19 protein-coding genes are annotated in these 20,979 nt (G+C 57.0%); 9 read left to right on the top strand and 10 right to left on the bottom strand.

Going from position 1 to position 20,979, the window contains the following annotated elements; translation table 11 throughout:
- Positions 1 to 381 precede the first annotated feature (381 nt).
- From murJ to AB1E42_RS11580, 3 genes are read right to left on the bottom strand one after another with little or no spacing between them, the layout of a single operon-like run.
- Positions 382 to 1,911 (bottom strand): murein biosynthesis integral membrane protein MurJ, encoded by a 1,530-nt coding sequence (gene murJ, locus AB1E42_RS11590; protein ID WP_368344399.1) that lies wholly within the window; start codon positions 1,909 to 1,911, stop codon positions 382 to 384.
- Positions 1,908 to 4,643, bottom strand: coding sequence for a [protein-PII] uridylyltransferase (locus AB1E42_RS11585; RefSeq protein ID WP_368346423.1), 2,736 nt, complete (start codon positions 4,641 to 4,643; stop codon positions 1,908 to 1,910). Before AB1E42_RS11585 ends, murJ begins: the two co-directional genes overlap by 4 nt.
- A 43-nt stretch (positions 4,644 to 4,686) precedes the next feature.
- A complete protein-coding gene (locus AB1E42_RS11580; RefSeq protein ID WP_368344398.1) occupies positions 4,687 to 5,868 on the bottom strand; it encodes a penicillin-binding protein activator in 1,182 nt (393 codons plus the stop codon).
- Positions 5,869 to 5,959: 91 nt separating this feature from the next.
- Here AB1E42_RS11580 and rsmI point away from each other — a divergent pair, with 91 nt between their 5' ends.
- The 3 genes from rsmI to gshB all read left to right on the top strand — a co-directional run bounded on the left by rsmI (position 5,960) and on the right by gshB (position 8,198).
- Positions 5,960 to 6,820 (top strand): 16S rRNA (cytidine(1402)-2'-O)-methyltransferase, encoded by an 861-nt coding sequence (gene rsmI / locus AB1E42_RS11575; RefSeq protein WP_368344397.1) that lies wholly within the window; start codon positions 5,960 to 5,962, stop codon positions 6,818 to 6,820.
- A 26-nt stretch (positions 6,821 to 6,846) separates the two neighbouring features.
- Positions 6,847 to 7,164 carry a YraN family protein gene (locus AB1E42_RS11570; RefSeq protein ID WP_368344396.1) on the top strand — a complete coding sequence of 106 codons (318 nt, stop codon included), beginning with the start codon at positions 6,847 to 6,849 and terminating at the stop codon, positions 7,162 to 7,164.
- 83 nt (positions 7,165 to 7,247) lie between these two features.
- On the top strand, positions 7,248 to 8,198 hold the full coding sequence (gene gshB, locus AB1E42_RS11565; protein ID WP_368344395.1) for a glutathione synthase: 951 nt from the start codon (positions 7,248 to 7,250) through the stop codon (positions 8,196 to 8,198).
- Here gshB and AB1E42_RS11560 read toward each other — a convergent pair.
- From AB1E42_RS11560 to cobU, 3 genes are read right to left on the bottom strand one after another with little or no spacing between them, the layout of a single operon-like run.
- Positions 8,195 to 9,706, bottom strand: coding sequence for a YifB family Mg chelatase-like AAA ATPase (locus AB1E42_RS11560; protein ID WP_368344394.1), 1,512 nt, complete (start codon positions 9,704 to 9,706; stop codon positions 8,195 to 8,197). The genes gshB and AB1E42_RS11560 overlap by 4 nt on opposite strands.
- 60 nt (positions 9,707 to 9,766) lie before the next feature.
- On the bottom strand, positions 9,767 to 10,342 hold the full coding sequence (locus AB1E42_RS11555; protein WP_368344393.1) for a histidine phosphatase family protein: 576 nt from the start codon (positions 10,340 to 10,342) through the stop codon (positions 9,767 to 9,769).
- Positions 10,339 to 10,863, bottom strand: coding sequence for a bifunctional adenosylcobinamide kinase/adenosylcobinamide-phosphate guanylyltransferase (cobU, locus tag AB1E42_RS11550; RefSeq protein WP_368344392.1), 525 nt, complete (start codon positions 10,861 to 10,863; stop codon positions 10,339 to 10,341). Before cobU ends, AB1E42_RS11555 begins: the two co-directional genes overlap by 4 nt.
- A 98-nt stretch (positions 10,864 to 10,961) precedes the next feature.
- On the opposite strand from cobU, the gene AB1E42_RS11545 reads away from it, so the two are divergent.
- From AB1E42_RS11545 to AB1E42_RS11525, 5 genes are all read left to right on the top strand, one after another.
- Positions 10,962 to 11,837 (top strand): RNA polymerase factor sigma-32, encoded by an 876-nt coding sequence (locus AB1E42_RS11545; RefSeq protein WP_368344391.1) that lies wholly within the window; start codon positions 10,962 to 10,964, stop codon positions 11,835 to 11,837.
- Between the two features lie 80 nt (positions 11,838 to 11,917).
- The gene (gene coaBC, locus AB1E42_RS11540) at positions 11,918 to 13,123 is read left to right on the top strand and encodes a bifunctional phosphopantothenoylcysteine decarboxylase/phosphopantothenate--cysteine ligase CoaBC (protein WP_368344390.1); all 1,206 of its coding nucleotides are present in this window, start codon (positions 11,918 to 11,920) and stop codon (positions 13,121 to 13,123) included.
- Positions 13,120 to 13,599, top strand: coding sequence for a dUTP diphosphatase (gene dut, locus AB1E42_RS11535; protein WP_368344389.1), 480 nt, complete (start codon positions 13,120 to 13,122; stop codon positions 13,597 to 13,599). Before coaBC ends, dut begins: the two co-directional genes overlap by 4 nt.
- A complete protein-coding gene (locus AB1E42_RS11530; RefSeq protein ID WP_368344388.1) occupies positions 13,596 to 14,663 on the top strand; it encodes a ThiF family adenylyltransferase in 1,068 nt (355 codons plus the stop codon). The genes dut and AB1E42_RS11530 overlap by 4 nt, the downstream gene beginning before the upstream one ends.
- A gap of 4 nt (positions 14,664 to 14,667) precedes the next feature.
- A complete protein-coding gene (locus tag AB1E42_RS11525; protein ID WP_368344387.1) occupies positions 14,668 to 16,698 on the top strand; it encodes a M3 family metallopeptidase in 2,031 nt (676 codons plus the stop codon).
- Here AB1E42_RS11525 and AB1E42_RS11520 read toward each other — a convergent pair.
- Both AB1E42_RS11520 and AB1E42_RS11515 read right to left on the bottom strand, forming a co-directional pair.
- Positions 16,685 to 17,599, bottom strand: a complete 915-nt coding sequence (locus tag AB1E42_RS11520) for a cation diffusion facilitator family transporter (RefSeq protein WP_368344386.1) — start codon at positions 17,597 to 17,599, stop codon at positions 16,685 to 16,687. The two genes, AB1E42_RS11525 and AB1E42_RS11520, sit on opposite strands and share 14 nt — an antisense overlap.
- 22 nt (positions 17,600 to 17,621) lie before the next feature.
- Positions 17,622 to 18,155: an SH3 domain-containing protein gene (locus AB1E42_RS11515; protein ID WP_368344385.1), complete on the bottom strand. Its 534-nt coding sequence runs from the start codon at positions 18,153 to 18,155 to the stop codon at positions 17,622 to 17,624.
- Positions 18,156 to 18,278: 123 nt separating this feature from the next.
- Here AB1E42_RS11515 and AB1E42_RS11510 point away from each other — a divergent pair, with 123 nt between their 5' ends.
- Complete coding sequence (locus AB1E42_RS11510; protein WP_368344384.1) at positions 18,279 to 19,265, top strand: 2-hydroxyacid dehydrogenase; 987 nt, start codon at positions 18,279 to 18,281, stop codon at positions 19,263 to 19,265.
- A gap of 14 nt (positions 19,266 to 19,279) precedes the next feature.
- Here the strand turns inward: AB1E42_RS11510 and panB are convergent, their stop codons facing one another.
- Both panB and panC read right to left on the bottom strand, forming a co-directional pair.
- Positions 19,280 to 20,092, bottom strand: coding sequence for a 3-methyl-2-oxobutanoate hydroxymethyltransferase (panB, locus tag AB1E42_RS11505; RefSeq protein ID WP_368344383.1), 813 nt, complete (start codon positions 20,090 to 20,092; stop codon positions 19,280 to 19,282).
- Positions 20,089 to 20,946 (bottom strand): pantoate--beta-alanine ligase, encoded by an 858-nt coding sequence (panC, locus tag AB1E42_RS11500; protein WP_368344382.1) that lies wholly within the window; start codon positions 20,944 to 20,946, stop codon positions 20,089 to 20,091. Before panC ends, panB begins: the two co-directional genes overlap by 4 nt.
- Between the last annotated feature and the right edge of the window lie 33 nt (positions 20,947 to 20,979).

Genomic DNA, 20,979 nt, shown 5'->3' with positions numbered 1-20,979 from the left:
GACCAGAAACGCGGCCTGACAGAGAGGCAAAACCCCGAAATCGCCTAAATTTTGGATGAAATTGTATTTCGAGATCAAAAAATGGGCGAAATTTGAGGCGTTTGGTGAAGGGCGAAGAGCCGCCGCGGGCTATGCTGTTCTGCAGGGAGCTTTGGCATTTTAGGCGCGAAAGGCGATCTGGCGGCGGGACGACGATCCTGCGGATGCCAACGGCATTTTATCAGGGCTAGGAATTTAAGGGCGAGGTTCAAGCGAGGGGTTTGGGCTACGCGAGAAAGAACATTCTGGCAAATTTCGATGCCGATATTGCTGCTGGTTTCTCTTGAACAAGGGGAAGATCTTAACGCTTTTGTTTGTAGCAGCTGTTGGCGGGGCCGTGGCTCAGGGAGTTTTTCTCTGACGCTTGAGCATCTGGAGGTCTGATTTTTCAACGGCTCCCGAAGCCCACGCAAAAAAGGCGTAGCTGGCCATGCCAAGCGATACAATGAAGATGAGGCCGAAAAGGTTGTAGAGCAGTGCGGGCGCGAGCAATTCGATCGCTTTAATGACTGCGCCCATCGCCAGCGCTGCCCCGAGAATGCGCGGAAGGCGACGTTTGAAGCGACTGTCAAACGATGCGGCGTCACCAAGGCGCCGCGAACGGTACCAGAGGTAACCAAGGGTAAGCCACGCGGCAATACTCGTGCCGATTGCGGAAGCGATGAAGCCAATGAACGGTGCCGCGGCCAAGATAATTACGACATTGCTGATCATCCCCCACAACGACGAATGAAAAGCCGTTCGGGTATCCTCTCGCGCAAAAAACAGGGGAATGAACGTCTTTTGTAGAACGAAGGCGGGCAAGCCAAGCCCATAGACAGCGACGGCGAGGGCGGTGTTTTGGGTGTCCTGTGCAGTGAAGGCGCCGCGTTCGAAAAGCACCTCAACGAGGGGGACAGGAATCACAACCAGAGCAACCGCCGCAGGTATGGTGAGCACCAGCGACATTTCGTTGGCACGATTGAAGACATGACGACCGCCAACGGTATCATTCGCACGCAGTCTCCGCGACAACTCGGGCAAGAGGACGACACCGATAGCGATGCCGATTACGCCAAGCGGCAGTTGGTACAGCCTGTCTGCGAGGCTCAGCCAGACAACGGCGCCTTCGAAAAAACTCGCCATTTGCCGCCCTACGAGAAGGTTTATTTGCCCGACGCCGGCTGCCATTGCCGCTGGTGCCGCGATGATGGCAAGGCGTTTCATATCCGGGGACAAAACGGGGCGTTGAGGGCGGAGAGTGAACCCGGCGCGATGGGCTGCGATCCATACCAATGCCAGTTGCGAGATGCCCGCGACTGGGACCGTCCAAGCGAGCGCGAGGCCAAGGTCCCACGACATAAAATCCGCGGTCAGGAGCGCAATCACAAACAGGAAGTTGAGAAGGGCAGGAGAGGCCGCCGCCGCGACAAACCTGCGAGTCGCGTTCAGAATGCCGGAGAGCAGCGCGGCGAGGGAAATGAAAAGAATATAAGGGAACGCGATGCGCCCCATCAAAACCGTCATGTCGAAGCGCTCGTCACCCACAAATCCGCTCGCCATAAGGAACACAAGCCAAGGCATTGCGAGAAGGGCCAGTGCGGAAAACACAACGAGAAACAGGGCCATCCCGGAAAACGCGTTTTGGGCAAAGCCATGGGCGTCTTCATCCCCTTCGAGTTTTTTTGAAAACATCGGGATGAAGGCCATATTAAAGGCGCCCTCGGCAAAGAACCGGCGGAACATGTTAGGCAGGGTGAAGGCGATCAGGAATGCCTCTGCCACCGGCCCAGACCCCAAGAACGCTGCGATCATTATGTCCCGTGCAAAACCGAATACGCGGGAGAGGAGCGTCCAGAGGCTGACTGTCAAAAAGGCGGCTGCCAATTTCATGAACGCGCTCTTTCCGCTCCGGAGGTGATCGCTTCCTTCAGTTTGCGTTCGAGGGCCGCGCATTTGCTGGGCGAATGGAATTTCAGGCCAAACATGTCTTTCACGTAGAAGGAATCGACGACTTGTTCGCCATAGGTCGCGATAACGGCCGACGCGATATAGATGTTGCTGTTGGCAAGCGTGCGGGTCAGATCATGCAAAAGGCCGGGGCGATCGCGCGTATCGACCTCGATGATGGTATAAATTTCAGATCCATCATTATCGAAGCTGATCGAGGTCGGGACGCGGAATGCTTTCTCGCGCTTCTTCATTTTGTCACGGTCGGCCAAAGCGTCACGGGCGACCACCTGACCTTGTGTCGTCTTCTCGATCATCGATCGCAAGCGGGGGAGGCGTTTTTCATCATAGGGATGGCCGTCTCCATCTTGGATCCAGAATGCGGCAGTGGCGTAGCCGTCCTTACTGGTGAACGTTCGGGCATCAACCACGTTGGCTCCGACAAGGCTGAGCGCACCGCACATACGGCTGAAAATTCCTGGGTGATCAGCCATTGCAAAGCATACACGGGTCGCATCGCGGTCATGATCGAGGGTCAGGCGGGTTCTTATCTCGTCATTCGAGATGCCGCGCAGGAGGTCGGCAAAATCGACATGGGCGGTGACGTGCAAACCTTGCCAATAGGGCGGGTAATGGCGCTGCAATTCGTGCCGGATGTCTTTTTCTGGCCAGTCGGTGAGCCGTTCGCGCAGGTTCTTTCGGGCCTCTGCACCGCGTTCCTCACGGTTGATTGCCTCCAACCCGTCGCGCAATGCGGTGCGGGTCTGCCGGTAGAGCGCCCGGAGCAGCGTGGCCTTCCAATTGTTCCAGGTATTTGGTCCGACGCCGCGAATATCACATACCGTCAGCACACAGAGCAGATCGAGCCGTTCTTCAGTGCGTACGGCCTTCGCAAAATCCCGCACGGTACGCGGGTCGGCGATATCCCGTTTCTGGGCCATGTCGGACATCAGGAGATGATATCGGACAAGCCATTCGACGGTTTCACATTCCTTTTTATTCAGACCAAGCCGCGGGGCGACTTTTCGCGCGATTTTCGCGCCGAGGACGGAATGGTCCTCATCGCGGCCCTTCCCGATGTCATGTAACAGGAGCGCCGTGTACAAGACCTTTCGGTTGATGCCCTTTTTAAGAATGCTGGAGGCTACGGGAAGTTCTTCGACGAGTTCATCGCGCTCGATCTGTGCGAGGTTCGAGATGCACTGGATCGTATGCTCATCAACCGTGTAGTGATGATACATATTGAACTGCATCATTGCGACGATGGGCGCAAATTCCGGAATGAACGCCGACAAGACGCCGAGTTCGTTCATCCGTCTGAGGCCGCGCTCTGGGTTCCCATGCTTGAGAAGCATGTCGAAAAATGAGCGGAGCGCTTCCCGATCTTCGCGCACCTCCTGATCAATCAAGTCCAGATGGCTGGCGATTTCCCGCATGGCGTCCGGATGTAGAAGGGTCCCCGTCCTGAGGGCCTCTTCAAAAATCCTTATGAGATTGCGCTTGTCATTGAAAAAGGCCTGTTTCGAAGAAATCGTCAGCCGGTTTTGCAAAATCGCGTAGGGCGCGCGCGCGCGTTTTTTGCGTGTCAGCAGGCGAGTAAACATTGGGGCCGATTTTGTGTGGTCGGCTTCGAGTTTGGTCAGGAAGATGCGTGTCAGTTCGCCGACACGGGTCGCGTGCCGGAAATAGGCCTGCATGAAATGCTCAACACCGCGGCGGCCGCCTTGATCGACGAACCCCATCCTTTCGGCTACTTCGACTTGCAGGTCGAATGTGAGCTGATCCATAGCACGGCTGGTTAGAATATGGAGGTGGCATCGTACCGCCCAGAGGAAATCAGCGGCTTTAACGAAGGTGGAAAACTCTTCCGCCGTGAAAAGCCCCGCGTCGACAAGGTCGTGGGCGCGACGAACGCCGTGCACATATTTTCCGATCCAGTAGAGCGATTGCAAATCGCGCAGTCCGCCCTTGCCCTCTTTCACGTTCGGCTCTACGACGTATCGCTGACCGCCTTGTTTGCGATGCCGTTCAGCGCGTTCTGCTAATTTGGCCTCGATGAAGTCAGAGGCGGTCGATTTGAAGAGATCGCTCCAGAGCCTCTCCGCAAGCTGCTCGGATAGCGCGCGATCACCTGCCAGATGCCTGTGTTCGACGAGGCTCGTGCGGATGGTGTAATCCTCTCGCGCCAGCCTGAGGCAGTCTTTGGTTGTTCTGCTCGCATGGCCGACCTTCAGCTTCAGATCCCAAAGCATGTAAAGCATCGACTCGATGAGGCTCTCTGCCCAAGGGGTGATTTTGTATGGGGTCAAGAATAGAAGGTCGACATCCGAATGGGGGGCCATTTCGCCCCGCCCGTAGCCTCCCACGGCGAGGAGCGCGATACGTTCGCCTTCGGTCGGTGTTGCGAGTGGATGTAGGATTTCGTGCGCGACCCGAAAGACAACACTCACCACTTGGTCGGTCAGGTAGCTATAGGCGCGCGTCGTGGCGCGTGACGCAAATGGGCTGCTCGAAAATGCCTCCGCGATAGCGGCATTCCCTTTCTTGCGCATGTCATTCAGGAGCGTGACCACAGCTGTGCGTATTTCTCGATGATCTTTGGCCTCCGCCAAGGCGGCGGTGAGCTCGCGTTCAAAGGCGACCTCATCAAAGATAGCCTCAGCAGGGCAAATCATGCCGCTGAGATCTTGCGCAATATTTTCGAAGGGATTGACGCCTTCAGAAACCGGCGCGTCCGAAACTTCTGGGTGCTGGGTCAAGGATGACAACCTGATTGTTTTCTACAGTTGCAACCGCAAGGCCGCGTTCGTTAGAGCCGTCGGGTAGGAAGCGGAAAATGCCGGAAGTGCCCTGAAAGCCCTGCGCCTGCGTCAGCGAAGAAGCCGTTAGGGCATCGCTCTTTCCCGTGGCGACAAGCGCACCAATTGCAGCGATCCCGTCATATGCCAATCCCGCGAGAGGGTGCGGGGTCGCGCCAAATGTGGCCTCGTAACGGGCCTCAAAAAGCGCGGACATTTGCGCGTCTGGTACGGCAAACAGGCCATTTTGAAGGGCAGGCAAGGCAAGGAGTTGCGGCGCTGCGTCCCAGCGTGTGAGTCCGATGTAGCGCACCGTCTCAGAAGAAAGTCCACGCTCAGGCAGGACTGTTGCGACAATCGGGAGGTCCGCGTTGACGCCGGCGGTCATGAAGACCGTATCGGTAAAGGTGAGTTCGGCGGCGTCAGCAATTTCTGGCGCACGATCAACGATGGCCTGCTGCGAAAGCGGATAGCTTTCGATACTGGAGATCGTCGCGCCATTGCGTCGGATGGCGGTTTCAATTGCGTCACGACCGAAAGCGCCCTGCAAATCGTCTCCGTGCAAGATCATGTAATTGCTTGAGCCCGTTGCTGTTGCGAAGCGTACGAGGCGGTTGGCAGTGTTGAGGAAGGTCTGCCCGAGAATAAAGACGTTACCGCCTGCAATCGACGTATTGTTGGAAAAAGCCAAAACGTTCACGTTGCGGGCGGCCACGGCGACGCCTGCTGCGTTCGCGGCTTCGGCATAGAGCGGGCCGAGGATAATCTTTGCCCCGTCGTTGGCCGCTTGTCGCGCGGCCTGTGCCGCGGTTTCTGCGTCTGCGCTGGTATTATAGACGCGCAGTTCAATGGCCACACCGTTCAGATCGGCAATGGCAAGGCGTGCGGCGTTTTCAAGGTTGGTTGCGAGGAAGTTGTCAGCTTCAGACAGGCTCCCTCCCGGAACAAGAAGGGCAACCTCGACAGGCTCGCCTGCGTTGATCCGCTGACCGGTATTGCTTCCCGAGGGGACGGATGCGACACAACTGGCCAAGACAGCCATCGCCAGAATTGAAAAGCCCATTAAGATGGCGCGGCGGGTGCTGGTCAGACGAGAATACATTACTCGGTTCGCCTCCGGTCATATGGCGGTTTCGGTATGCCGTGAAACAAGAGCATGTTACAGGGCGGTCGGCAAAGCATAAGGTCCAATTATGAAAATTGAAACCAAGCCTCTTTCTCCCGGTCTTTATCTTGTATCGACGCCAATCGGAAGTGCCCGCGACATCACGTTGCGCGCGTTGGATGTTCTCGCCTCGGCGGATTTGATCGCGGCTGAGGACACGCGCACGGCGCGAAAGTTGATGGAGATCCACGGTTTGCCGCTCGCGGGGCGGCCGGTCATGGCCCATCACGACCATTCCGGTGATACGGGCGTACAGGGCTTGATCGCGCTGATGCGGGAAGGAAAGTCACTCGCCTATGTTTCCGAAGCGGGGACACCAATGATCGCGGATCCGGGCTTTGAGCTGGGGAGAGCGGCCATCGCTGAAGGGTTATCGGTCACAGCCGTGCCCGGCGCGTCAGCTGCAGTAACGGCGCTGACGGTGTCCGGCTTGCCAACTGACAGGTTCCATTTTGTTGGGTTCCTTCCTGCGTCAAATGCGCAACGGGAAAGTGAGCTTGCCGAATTGCGAAATGTTGCTGCGACACTCGTTTTCTACGAATCGCCGAAGCGCGTTGATGAAATGTTAAGGTGCGCCGCCGAAATATTGGGTGGAAACCGGCCCGCTGCAATTTGCCGTGAACTGACCAAGAAGTTTGAGGAAGTCCGGCGCGGTACGCTGGAAACGCTTGTGGCTGATCTCGATAACCTTAAGCACAAAGGCGAATTCGTCGTACTTGTGGGCAGAGCCGAGGAGGAGACGGTATCGGAGGCAGACGTGACAACCGCGCTGGAAGAGGCATTGCTGACTATGCGGGTCAAAGACGCGGCGACGGCGGTTGCGGGGGCAATGGGGCTGCCAAGGCGACAAGTATATCAAGTTGCCCTGTCGCTCAGCAAAAAACAATAAGAGGGGCTCGCAACCACCTGCGGGGAATGTTCGCGGAAAAGGCGGTTGTTGATCATTTTGCGCGACTTGGGGGCAGGCTACTTGCCGAGCGGTGGCGGGGCAAATCCGGGGAAATAGACCTTGTCTTCCAGATGGAGGAGGTGATCTTTGTAGAGGTCAAAGCCAGTGCAACGCATGAGCGCGCGCTCGCCGCGTTGCACACCCGTCAAATTAAGCGGCTTGTGAATGCCGGAGAGGAGTTTCTGGAGGCGCATTTTGGCTCGTCTTTGGTCGCGGCCCGCTTCGATGTCGCGTTGGTCAATCAAGAGATGCAAATTCGGATCGTCGAAAATGCCCTTTTGTGATTTGGGCATTTGCCGATTGCTCTCTGGCAAAAGCCTTTCAGAGCGACTAGTTCACGGAGGTGAATGCAGAACTAGGTGAAGACATGCCCTTGAAAATCGCTTTTCAGATGGACCCGATCGGTGCGATCAATATCGACGCAGACAGCACCTTCAGAATTGCAGAGGAGGCGCAGGCTCTCGGGCACGAGCTGTTCTATTACACCCCCGATAATCTGGCCTATGACGAGGGGCGTGTTGTCGCGCGGGGATGGCCGCTTTCGGTACGGCGACAGCACGGGGATCATTTCAGCCTTGGTGACGAAGAAACAGTCGATCTCAGTGATTTCGACGTGGTTTGGCTGCGCCAAGATCCTCCCTTCGATATGGGATATATCACCACGACGCATATTCTCGACAGGTTGGCGCCCTATACGCTGGTGGTTAACAACCCTTTCTGGGTTCGCAATTATCCTGAGAAGCTTCTGGTCCTCGATTTCCCCGATTTGACCCCGCCGACGATGATCGCGCGCGATCTTCAGATGTTGCGTGAATTCCGCGATCGTCACGGCGATATCATCCTGAAACCTCTTTACGGGAATGGCGGGGCTGGGGTGTTTAAGCTTAATCAGACAGATGGGAATCTGGCGTCGCTGCATGAAATGTTCACGGGAATCAGTCGCGAACCTTTGATTGTGCAGAAGTTCCTGCCCGCTGTATCCGCGGGCGACAAGCGTGTAATCCTAATCGATGGTGAGCCGATCGGCGCGATCAACCGTGTTCCGGCGAAGGGTGAGACGCGCTCCAATATGCACGTTGGTGGCCGGCCGGAAAAGGTTGATCTGACACCGCGCGACATGGAAATCTGCGAACGGATTGGGCCGCTTTTGCGCGAAAAAGGGCAGATATTTGTGGGTATCGACGTAATCGGCGACTGGCTAACGGAAATTAACGTCACATCGCCCACGGGCATTCAGGAACTTGAACGCTTCGATGGGATCAATGTTGCTGGTGCGATCTGGGACGCAATTTCCCGTAGGTTGGCTGCTGCGGACTAGCCCCGCGCATTGATCAGACGGAAACTGACTGCCTCGGCGATATGATCGCGGGAGATATGCTCTTGCGCGGCAAGATCGGCAATGGTGCGCGCCACCCGCAAAACGCGATGGTAGCCGCGGGCGGAAAGGCCGAATTTGTCAGCTGCGCGACTGAGGTAGTTTTTGCTTTCTGAATTCAGCGGGGCAATCGCGTCGAGCAACTTTCCCTCCGCATCTGCGTTTTGATGAATGTCTGAATGGGATGTGAAGCGTTTTTCCTGCATGGCGCGGGCGGCAGCGACGCGGGCTCTCACCGCGGCGCTGGGCTCGCCTAATCGCGCAGTTTGCAAATCAGTGAATGACACGGGCGGAATTTCGACTCGTAGGTCAAACCGGTCAAGCAGCGGGCCAGAGATCCGGCCAAGGTAGTCGGCGCCGCAAATGGGTGCGCGACCACAGGCCTTGCTCGCGTCAGTCATGTGCCCGCAGCGGCAAGGGTTTGCAGCCGCAATGAGCAAAAAGCGGCTGGGATAGCGCACATGCGCATTTGCCCGCGCGACAGTGACGTGACCTTCTTCAATCGGCTGTCTGAGTGTCTCGAGCACGGTGCGGGCATATTCCGGAAATTCGTCCATGAAGAGGACACCGTTGTGCGCGAGGCTGATCTCCCCGGGTTTGGCGCCGCGACCGCCGCCGACGATTGCGGCCATCGACGCTGTGTGGTGCGGTGCGCGAAAGGGGCGGGTGCGTGTAATGCCTTGGTTTTCGAGTAGGCCCGAAATGGAATGGACCATGGAAGTTTCAAGCGCCTCATGCGGCTTGAGATCCGGCAACAAGCCTGCCATGCGCGCCGCCAGCATGGATTTGCCAGAACCCGGTGGGCCGACCATGAGCAAATGGTGACGCCCTGCGGCGGCAATTTCCAGCGCGCGCTTCGCCCTTTCTTGTCCTTTGACATCTTGCAAGTCGTTATGGGCGGCGTTGTCGGTGATTTCTTTCGGTTGTGCAGCAGCGAGGGGGCGGCGCCCTTTGAAATGTTGTACAATGGCCAATAGTGACTCCGGCGCGAGTATCCTCGTTCCGCCAACCCATGCGGCCTCATGCCCGCATTCTTGAGGACAGATCAAATCGAGGCTGCGTTCGGCGGCGGCCATAGCGGCAGGCAAAGCGCCTGACACGGCGACCAAGCGGCCGTCCAGAGAAAGCTCGCCCAGAGAGAGGATCTTATCCAGTTCGCTGCTGTCGATTGCCCCGATCGCGCCGAGCAAGGAGAGTGCGATGGGAAGGTCGTAATGGGAACCATCCTTAGGCAAATCCGCGGGCGAGAGGTTGATCGTGATCCGTTTTGCGGGAAGTCCTATGGACAGGGCGCCGAGGGCTGCGCGCACGCGTTCGCGTGCTTCCGATACAGATTTATTGGGCAGGCCCACGATAGAGAAGTTAGGGATGCCCGGGCTCAGCGAGCACTGAACCTCAACCACGCGGGCATCAATGCCTTCGAACGCGACCGTATATGCACGCGAAACCATGACCCCTCCGGATTGATGGGATCTTGGTTAACCGGTCATGGTTTCCGAGAGGTTAATAACCTAGGGGAGGTGGTTGACCAGCGGTGCTGACCATCCCTCGGGCGTGCAATCGATGCGGGTGACAGACAAGTTGGCGATGGGCTGTGCGAAAGTCTCATAGGCTGACTTTCCGGTCGCGCGCTGAAGTTGAGAGAGAATCGCGCCGAAGTGGCAAACGATGATGAGGTCGCGATCCCCGCGGGCAACGTACTTGTCCACGGCGACCGAAACCCGTTGGCTGGTTTGGTTCCAACTTTCGCCGTCAGGCGGTGCGATGTCACCGGGTCGCTCCCAAAAGGCACGGATGCGCTGGGGGTCTTTGCTTTCGATTTCTGCAAAATCACACATCTCCCACGCGCCGAAATAGATTTCGCGTAGTCCGGCATCGTGCGGCAAGCGCGGGCGGCCATTGCAGATGGCGTCGGCGGTTTGCACAGTGCGTTGCAAATCTGAAGAAACCACGGACGCTTTGTCCGGCAGAAATGATGAAAGACGGTCAAGCGCGGGGCGGTCATCGAGAATTGCCGGAGGGTCAGACCAACCGACCATAGCCTTGATGCCGGTTGGCCCATGCCGGACGAACCACAGACGGATCATGCGGAAATGTCCTTCAACGTCAGTGGAAGTCCCGCAATTACCGCGATGACCCGTTCCGCCTTTGCTGCCATTGCCTGATTAAGCCGCCCCTGCGCATTGCGGAAACGCCGGGCAAGCGCGTTTTCAGGTACGATGCCTCCACCGGTTTCGTTTGTTACGAGAACGATGGGTGCTGGGCAGGCGTCTATGGCGGCGAAGAGTTTTTTTGTCTCGGCCTCGATATCACTTTCTGCGAGGATATGGTTCGTGAGCCAGAGCGTCAGGCAATCGATAAGTATGGCTTGATCCTCTTGCACGGTTGCGAGGGCCGCAGGCAGATCAAGTGGTGCTTCATGTGTCGTCCAGTCAGCACCGCGCTGGCGGCGATGGGTGCGGACTTTTTCGGCCATCTCGTCATCGAATATCTGCGCAGTAGCGACGTAAATCTTTGGGCGACCCGACGCTTTTATCATTTCTTCCGCGATGCGGGATTTGCCAGAGGCGGCGCCCCCGATGACGAGTGTTAGCCCTGCTAGATCCATTCCCGCACCTCAAAGTGATCCGCTTTCCGACACACTGCGTAGGACATTACGAGACAACAATAAACGCTAGAACGCGTTCCTGATGGGAGAAAGACGGAATGGCACTGGACGGAAGTTTCGATCACAACTTGTCGCGCAAGGCGATGAAAGCGGAATTGCTCGATGCTGAAACCGAGCTGGCACTTGCCTATGCGTGGCGCGATAATCGTGACGAGCAGGCCTTGCACCGTTTGATCAAAGCCTACATGCGCTTGGCGATCTCGATGGCCGCGAAGTTCAAGCGCTACGGCGCACCGATGAACGACCTGATCCAAGAAGCATCACTTGGTTTGATGAAGGCAGCGGATAAGTTCGATCCTGATCGTGGAGTGCGTTTTTCGACTTATGCCGTTTGGTGGATCAAGGCATCCATTCAGGACTATGTGATGCGGAACTGGTCAATGGTTCGCACCGGTTCGACCAGTTCTCAGAAGTCGCTGTTCTTCAACATGCGCCGCGTTCAGGCACGGCTAGAGAGAGAAGCTGCGGCGGTTGGCGAAACGCTTGAGCGCCATGAACTCCACAAGCGGATTGCTGTTGAAATCGGTGTGCCGCTGGCGGATGTCGAAATGATGGAGGGGCGTCTTTCCGGCTCCGACTTTTCGCTCAATGCGACGCAGTCAACCGATGAAGACGGGCGTGAATGGATCGATGCGCTTGAAGATGATTGCGAGCAAGCCAGCGAGTATGTGGAAAACAACCACGATAACGAGACTCTGCGGCAATGGCTATCACAAGCGCTCGCAGGCCTGAATGAGCGTGAACGTTTCATTGTGCGAGAGCGCAAGCTGCGCGAGGAAGCGCGAACGTTGGAAAGCTTGGGGATCGAACTGGGCCTCTCAAAAGAGCGGGTGCGGCAACTCGAAGCGGCAGCATTCAATAAGATGCGCAAGGCGCTTGAGGGTCAGAACCGCGAAATTCGGGTCTTTCTCTGAGCTAATAACGCTCGGCGCGACTTGATTGCCCATGGCGCAGCTTCTGCCTAATGTCAAAGCGAACAGTAGGTGGAACGACCATGCTAAAAGACAAACGTATCCTTTTGATTATAGGCGGCGGGATTGCCGCCTATAAGACATTGGAGCTGATCAGGCGCCTGCGTGAGCGCGGTGCGGCTGTTACACCAGTCATGACGGGCGCGGCTGCTGAATTTGTGACGCCAATGAGCGTTTCAGCGCTGGCGGGAGAGGCCGTCCACCAAGCATTATTCGACTTGGGCGCAGAGGCGGAAATGGGGCATATACAGCTTTCCCGCTCGGCTGACCTAGTTGTTGTCGTGCCTGCGACTGCGGATTTGTTGGCAAAGATGGCTCATGGATTGGCCAATGATCTTGCCTCGACCCTGCTGCTTGCGACCGACACGCCTGTGATCGTTGCGCCGGCGATGAATGTGCGTATGTGGGAACACCCCGCGACGCAGCGAAATCTTGAGACACTCCGCGCAGATGGTATCGCGTTCATCGGCCCCAACGAGGGGGACATGGCTTGTGGTGAATACGGGCCTGGCAGGATGTCCGAGCCAATGGAGATACTTGCGGCAATCGAAGCGCGATTCTCGTCAGGTCCATTGGCAGGACGCCATGCGATTGTGACCTCTGGCCCGACGCATGAACCGATCGATCCCGTGCGCTACATCGCGAACCGGTCATCCGGCGCGCAGGGGAGTGCAATTGCTGCCGCGCTGCGCGATGCAGGCGCGAGTGTTACCTTCGTGACCGGCCCCGCCGCAATTGCTCCGCCAACTGGCGTTAAGGTTATCAATGTAGAAACGGCTCGGGAAATGGAAGCTGCTGTATCGCGGGCGCTCCCCGCTGATATTGGTGTTTTTGCGGCGGCGGTTGCGGATTGGCGGGTGGATACTGCTCAACCCCAGAAGCTGAAGAAAGTTAAGGGCGAAATCCCCAGCCTCTCCTTCGTTGAAAACCCCGACATTTTGGCAAGCGTTTCAGCGCGTGGGGGCAACAGGCCGGAGCTTGTTGTGGGTTTCGCAGCCGAAACGGAAAATGTCGTGGAAAATGCAACTCAGAAACGCGCAAGAAAAGGGTGCGACTGGATCGTGGCGAACGATGTGTCTCCCGATACAGGCATCATGGGCGGGACTGACAATAGTGTGGTGCTTATTTCTGATGCCGCGCCGGAGTATTGGCCCCGCATGCGAAAGGAAGAGGTCGCAAAGCGGCTGGTCGAGCGCATCGCCAAGCGGTTTGGCGGAGAAAAAGCATGAGTTTGCGGGTACTCGTTGAACGCATCGAAGGGTCGGACCCGTTGGTTCCGTTGCCGCGCTACGAGACAGAGTGGGCGGCAGGGGCGGATCTACGGGCCAATCTTGACGAGTCACAGCGGCAGGACGGGCTTAGGCTCGCGCCAGGGGAGCGGGTTCTTGTGCCGACAGGGATAAGAATTCAGTTGCCGCAGGGGTGCGAAATGCAGCTCAGGCCCAGATCGGGTTTGGCGCTCAAGCAGGGGATCACCCTTCTCAACAGTCCAGGTACAATTGATGCGGATTACAGGGGGCCGGTTGGTGTGGTTCTGATCAATCATGGGGATGAGCCGGTTTCTATCAAGCATGGTGACAGGATCGCACAAGCCGTTATTGCGCCGGTGATGCAGGCGCAGTTCGAGATCGCAGATACCCTGACCGACACCAAACGCGGCGCAGGGGGCTTTGGCTCGACTGGCGTGAGGGAAGAGACGGCATGATCGTTGTCTTGGCGATGATGGGCGCGATTTGGGCGCTGGGCTGGGGGCTTGGCGCGCCGAAAAGGCAGCGTTGGATCATGATCGCGGTACTGCTTGCGGCAGTGATCATCGCACAGCTTGTTTTGCCAGAAGGCAATCCGCTTCGCGAGGCCACGGGTGGTGACGCGCGGCTTTGGCTTCTGCTGATTGGATTCGCGATATTGATCATGGGATATCGTACAATCCTGCGGCGGTTGCGCGCGCGCATTTCTCAAGACCGCTCCGAGCAAGCGGCGGTGCCTTCGAAAGCGGAGCCTTTCTCGGCAACCGAGATCAACCGCTATGCGCGCCATATGATCTTGCGTGAGGTGGGCGGGCTTGGTCAGAAGCGTTTGAAAGACGCCAAGGTGCTGGTGATCGGGGCTGGAGGCTTGGGATCGCCTTCTTTGATGTATCTTGCTGCATCTGGTGTGGGAACGATCGGCATCATCGATGATGATGTTGTGGACGGATCGAACCTGCAACGGCAAATCATTCACCGTGACGCTCATATCGGGATGCCAAAGGTGCATTCGGCCGAGGTTGCGCTGAAAGAGTTGAACCCGTTCATCGACGTGTGGCCCTTCAACCGCCGTTTGACCGAGGAGATCAGCGAACAGCTTTTCGCGGATTTTGACCTGATCCTTGACGGCACTGATAACTTCGCAACCCGCTATCTGGTCAACCGCACCGCAGTCAGGGCGGGCAAGCCGCTTGTTGCCGCCGCGATCAGCCAGTGGGAGGGGCAGATCAGCGTTTTTGATCCCTCTCGGGGCACGCCGTGCTACGAATGCATATTCCCTGAAGCCCCTGCAGAGGGCTTAGCGCCGACTTGTGCTGAAGCAGGGGTTATTGGTCCGTTACCAGGCGTTATTGGGAGCCTTATGGCTGTTGAGGCGGTGAAAGTTATCACTGGTGCTGGCGAGGGACTGCTGGGGCGCATGATGATCTATGACGCGCTCTACGCCGACAGCCGGATTATGAAGCTGAAGCCAAGAGAAAGTTGTCCCGTTTGCGGTGACGTAAACGAAAAACTTGGAAAGTAACGCGATGACAAATCCATTGCTCGAAGAATGGGCGACGCCATTCGGTATGCCGCCTTTTGACAGGATCGACGACAAAGATTTCGAGGCAGCGGTAGACGTCGCTTTGGTAGAGGCAAGGGCGCGGGTGAGTGCCATTTCTGACGCCGATGACGTACCCAGCTTTCAAAATACAATCGAAGCTTTGGAACTGGCCGATCAGTTGCTCGGTCGTGTTCTTGGAGCCTTCTACGCTCTGGCGGGCGCAGACAGCACACCCGCGCGCGAGGAATTTACGCGAAAGTTCTCGCCGATGCTGGCCGAATATAGTTCCGAGATCGCATCGAATTCAAAACTTTTCGCGCGTATTGAAGCGCTTTGGGATACACGCGACAGTTTGGATTTAACGGACGAACAGCAGCGCGTTTTGATGCTGACGAGGCGTGGCTTTGTTCGTGCCGGTGCGCAGCTTTCCGGCGCAGAAGCCAAGCGCCATGCCGATATTAAGAAGCGACTGGCCGAATTGGGAACGAAATTCACTCAAAATCTTTTGGCCGATGAACGCGCATGGTCGATGCCATTGAGTGACTTGACGCTTTCCTCGCTGCCCGGGTTTGTCGCTTCCGCCGCGCGGGCTGTTGGTGAAGAGCGCGGCGAGGGCGGCGCTGTCTTGACGCTGTCTCGGTCGCTTATCGTCCCCTTCTTGCAATACTGTTCTGATCGCGCGCTCCGGCGGAAAGCGTATGAAGCGTGGACGGCGCGAGGAGCGAATGGCGGCGAAACAGACAACCGCGCGGTGGCGGCAGAGATTCTGTCCCTGCGGGAAGAACGTGCGCAGTTACTTGGGTTCGAAAACTTCGCTCAATACAAACTTGAAACCGAAATGGCCGAGGAACCCGAAAGGGCCAAAGCGCTTTTGATGGATGTTTGGCGACCTGCTGTTCGCGCCGCGGAAAAGGACGCTGCTGAATATGACAAGCTTTTGCTTGCCGACGGCTATACTGGACCGCTTGAGCCGTGGGATTGGCGCTATTATGCCGAGCGCACCCGCAAAAAGGTTCACGACATTGACGAAACAGAGCTCAAGGCATTCTTCCAGTTAGATAATTTGCTGGCTGCGGCTTTTGCTTGTGCGCACAGGCTTTTTGGCCTGCAATTCGAGGAGGTCGACGTCCCGAAATACCATCCGGATGTGCGTGCGTGGAAAGTCACGCGCGATGGGCAAGACGTTGCTTTGTTCCTCGGTGATTATTTCGCGCGCGCATCGAAGCGCTCAGGCGCATGGTGTTCGGCGATGCGCAGCCAGCAAAAACTTGCGGGAAATATTCGACCGATTGTCGTGAATGTGTGTAACTTCGCCAAACCCGCGCAGGGGGAGCCTTCGCTGCTTTCGTTTGACGATGCGCGCACGCTGTTTCACGAACTCGGCCATGCGCTGCACCAAATGCTGTCGGATGTCATCTATGAGTCAATCTCTGGCACCTCCGTTGCGCGAGACTTCGTCGAGCTGCCCAGCCAGTTGTTCGAACATTGGCTGGAGGTGCCCGAAGTCCTATCGGAGTTCGCTCGGCATTACGAAACAGATGCCCCGCTGCCTGAGGAAATGATGCAAAGGCTCCTCGCGGCTTCAACTTTTGATATGGGCTTCCAAACCGTTGAATACGTTGCTTCTGCGTTGGTCGACCTTGCGTTTCATGACGGTCCGGCTCCAGCGGACCCGATGCAAAAACAGGCCGAAGTGCTAGAGGAAATCGGGATGCCGCGTGCGATCGGGATGCGCCATGCGACACCACATTTCGCGCATGTGTTTTCAGGGGATGGTTACTCCTCCGGCTACTACAGTTACATGTGGTCCGAGGTCATGGATGCTGACGTATTTGCGGCTTTTGAGGAGGTTGGTGATCCGTTTGATCCCACTTTGGCGCGGAAACTGGAGGAAGACATCCTCTCGAAAGGCGGATCCGAGGATGCAAGCGCACTTTACACCCGTTTTCGGGGCCGCATGCCGGGCGTGGAGGCCCTTTTACGCGGACGTGGTTTGATGGCTAGTGAGGCTTAACGCGCTCATCTTCGGGATGCGGCGGTGCGCCGCGCGGATCCTTGTGGATCAGGACATCCGCATTGGGGTGCTCTCGCACGATAGCGCGGCGTAGAGCGGCGCCTATTTCGTGCGCGTCAAAGAGCGACTGATCGCCATCCAGCTCGATATGCAAGTTGACGAAAACGCGGCTGCCGGCTTTCCGCGTTTTCAGGTCATGAAAGCCGTGGACCCCATCAAAGTCGCCTACGATTTCTGAAATAGAAGCGATGGTTTCGTCGTCGGCGGCGCGATCCATAAGGGCGTCCCACGCGGATCTGCCGATACGAATCGCACCAATCGCGAGGATAAGCGCGGCCGCAATTGCCACGACGCTGTCGACTTGACCGATGCCCAAGGTGCGCGAAGCAATCAAGGCAAGGATAGCGCCTACATTGGGGACCAAGTCGCCAATGTAGTGAAGGCAATCCGCTTCGACGACTTTGTTTTTGGTTCTTTTCGCCACGCTTCGTTGCCACAGCACCAAAGCACCCGTCAGGATGATGGAGATAACGATAACAGCGATGCCCTTTTCTTCCTGCTGCGGGAGCGGGACGTCGCCTGCGAAAAGGCGTTGGGCGGCCAGATAGGCAATCACAATCGCGGAACCCAAGATGAAAATGGATTGGGCCAACGCGGCAAGGTCTTCTGCCGATGTGTGGCCGAACGCGTGATCGTCGTCCGCCGGTTTTGCCGCGTAAGCGATTGCGGCGAGCCCGCTAAGAGACATCATCAAATCTAGCGCAGAGTCCATCAGGGTGGCGGCAACAGAAAGAGAGCCGGTTTCCTTCAATGCCCAAAGCTTCAACAGCACGAGCGTTGCGGCAACTGCGACTGATAATAATCCCGCCGAGAAATTGAGTTTCGTGTTTGTTGTCGTCATGCGCCTGTCCTGAAGACGCAGGCTATTCCAAGATTTCGGTTTGGTCTACGCCCCACAGAGCATTCTTGACTGCCCAGCCGTCATGGCCATCGGCTTCGATCAGGCACCAGTCTTGATTGCATTCTTTCAACTCTGCAACGACGCCGACCTCCAAAATAGCATTGGCTGGGGCTTTCGCCTCCGGCCGCATCAGGATCGAGGTATCCTCGGACGCAATCATCACCGTTCGTTTGCCGGATATCAGCGAGTAATGGATCCAGCCTCCAACGCCCTCGTTGTCGACGACGCGGCGCCAATGGCCGTACTCTCCGATCACTCTTAGCGGCATCCCTTCGCGCATGAAGACCCAGTCGATTCGGTGCGAAAGAGATGGCCCGCGCCTAACATTCGCTTCGGAAGCTTTGAGCGAAACAAATCGCGGGATCGGGAGGTTGGTTTCGGGACCGCGCAAAACACCATCTGCCCCCATGACGCCGTTCGCCACAGGCTCGGATACCTGCCCTGTTGCGCTGAGAGGCAGAGCGAGCGCAACTATCAGTAATAGAACACGGATCATGCCTGACCGATCACTTGTTTTTTTGTTTCTTGGAGACTTGCGGGGTGCGCCCCTTGTAAGCCGATTATCTTGGGGGCAATCTGACATTATGCGACGTCGAAGCAAAGGTAGGGAGTGCTCCGTATGCCAAGCAAGAAGCTAAGTGTTGTCGTGACGCGACGGTTACCCGACGCAGTTGAGACGCGCATGAAGGAACTGTTTGATGTGCGCCTGCGGGATGATGACCGGCCGATGACCCGTGAGGAGCTGGTTGATGCGTTGAAAGACGCTGATGTGCTGGTCCCGACCCTGACTGACACGATTGACGCTCCATTACTTGGGCAGGCGGGTGAGCGCCTCAAGTTGATCGCCAATTATGGTGCAGGCGTTGACCACATTGACGTACACACTGCGCGGCAACGTGGCATTTTGGTTTCGAACACGCCCGGTGTGGTGACGGAAGACACAGCTGACATGACCATGGCGCTCATCCTCGGGGTGGCGCGCCGCATTCCTGAGGGGCTGGCGGTGATGCAAACTGGTGATTGGGCCGGTTGGTCGCCAACGGCGTTTCTCGGCGGGCGGATCACGGGGCGACGTCTCGGCATTTTGGGAATGGGGCGCATTGGTCAAGCCGTTGCAAAGCGGGCGCGGGCTTTTGGTATGAGTATTCATTACCACAACCGACGCAGGTTGCGGCCCGAGGTTGAAGATCAGCTTGAAGCGACGTGGTGGGAAAGCCTCGATCAGATGGTTGCCCGTATGGACATCTTGTCGATCAACTGCCCACACACCCCAGCGACATTCCATTTAATGAACGCGCGCAGGTTAAAGCTGATGAAACCGGATGCAGTTATCGTGAATACCTCGCGCGGAGAAGTGATCGACGAAAACGCTTTGACACGCATGCTCCGTGCCGGAGAGATCGCAGGTGCGGGGCTCGATGTTTTTGAACATGGAAGCGAGATCAATCCGCGCTTGCGGGAGCTGCCGAATGTCGTGCTCTTGCCGCATATGGGATCGGCGACAGTCGAAGGGCGCAACGAAATGGGTGAGAAGGTCTTGATCAATATCAAGACCTTTGAGGACGGTCACCGCCCGCCCGACCTCGTTGTGCCAAGCATGATCTAAGCGATCAAAATGCGCTATTTATAAACTTCGTCATCCGTAGGAAATGCACGGTTGCGGACATCCTCGGCATAACGCCGCACGGAGTCCTCGATCATCGGACCCAACTGGCCATAGACTTTCACGAATTTTGGAGTCCATGGATTGAGGCCGAGCATGTCTTCGAGCACGAGGATTTGTCCGTCGCACTCCACGCTGGCACCGATGCCGATCGTTGGGATGTCAATTTCGTTGGTGATCTTGCGAGCGAGCGGCTCTACCATTCCCTCCAGAACGACTGAAAATGCGCCCGCCTCAGAAACGGCATGAGCGTCCGCCATGTGATCTGCCCAAGTGTCTTCGTCCCGACCTTGGGTCTTGAAGCCGCCAAGCACATGGCTTGACTGAGGCGTGAGCCCAATATGGGCCATCACAGGAATGCCGCGCTCTACAAGAAAGCGAATGGTCTCGGCCATGCGCTTACCACCTTCGAGCTTAACGGCGCCGCAGCCAGTTTCTTTCATGATCTTCGCAGCATTGCGGAAGGCCATATTCGGGCTTTCCTCATAGGCTCCGAAGGGCATATCAACGACGATCAGCGCCTTTTTCGTGCCTCGTACGACCGCCTTGCCGTGCATGATCATGAGGTCCAACGGCACACCGACGGTGCTCTCCATACCGTGCATCACCATGCCGAGGCTATCGCCCACAAGAATGAAATCGGCGTGGCGGTCGACAATCGCGGCGGTGTGTGCGTGATAGGAGGTGAGGGAGACAATCGGCTCGCCACCTTTGCGCCGCGCGATCTCCGGAACTGTTGTGCGGCGAACTTTTTCGGGATGGCTGCTCATGGTTCGATTTCCCTTTGGTCTATGAGGAGAACTTCGTTGTCACCTTCGCCGAATGCAACCGAAATCATTATGGCGACCCGCTGGTTGATCGGTCCTGCAAGGGGTGCGAGGGTCGTGGCTTCGGTGATGTCGATGCCAACAAGGCGCGCGCGAGGTTCCGCGCTGATCATTGCTGAGATTTCGTTTGTAAGTGTGGCGACATCCGGTCGGTTTTTGACGATGGCTTCCGCGTTCTCAAGGGCCTTGTTGAGGACGCGGGCAGCTATCCGATCCTCGGGCGCAAGGCGCACATTGCGCGAAGACATCGCGAGCCCGTCCGACTCGCGGACAGTTGTAACGCCGCGCACCGAGATGGGTATATGCAGGTCACGGACCATGCGCCGAATGACCTGTAGTTGCTGGTAGTCTTTTTCACCGAAATAGGCCGCATCGGCCTGAATGATATTAAACAGTTTGGCGACGACAGTCGCCACCCCGCGAAAGTGGCCCGGTCTGACGAGGCCATGCAACATATTTGCAAGTCGCTCTGTTTCGACGAAAGTTTCGTCACCGTCGGGATATATTTCGCGGCTCTCAGGTATGAAAACAGCGTCCGTTCCAGCTGCCTCCAGCTTGGCGATGTCGCTTGCTTCCGTTCTCGGATAATTCTTGAGGTCGCTGGCATTCCCGAATTGGGTGGGATTGACAAAAATCGTAGCGATAACGCGTTCATGCGCTGCGCGGGCCTCGGAAATTAACGCAAGGTGGCCATCGTGTAGCGCGCCCATCGTCGTGACGAGGCCGATGGATTCGCCTGCCTGTCGGAAAGCACCAACGGTTGCGCGAATATCGGAAATTGTGCGGCTGATATGCATTGAGCGACCCAGAGCGATGATTTGCCTGTTTGA

The organism is Pelagovum sp. HNIBRBA483, assembly GCF_040931995.1.
GTDB lineage: Bacteria > Pseudomonadota > Alphaproteobacteria > Rhodobacterales > Rhodobacteraceae > JAEPMR01.
This window is presented reverse-complemented; position numbering and strand designations above follow the sequence as displayed.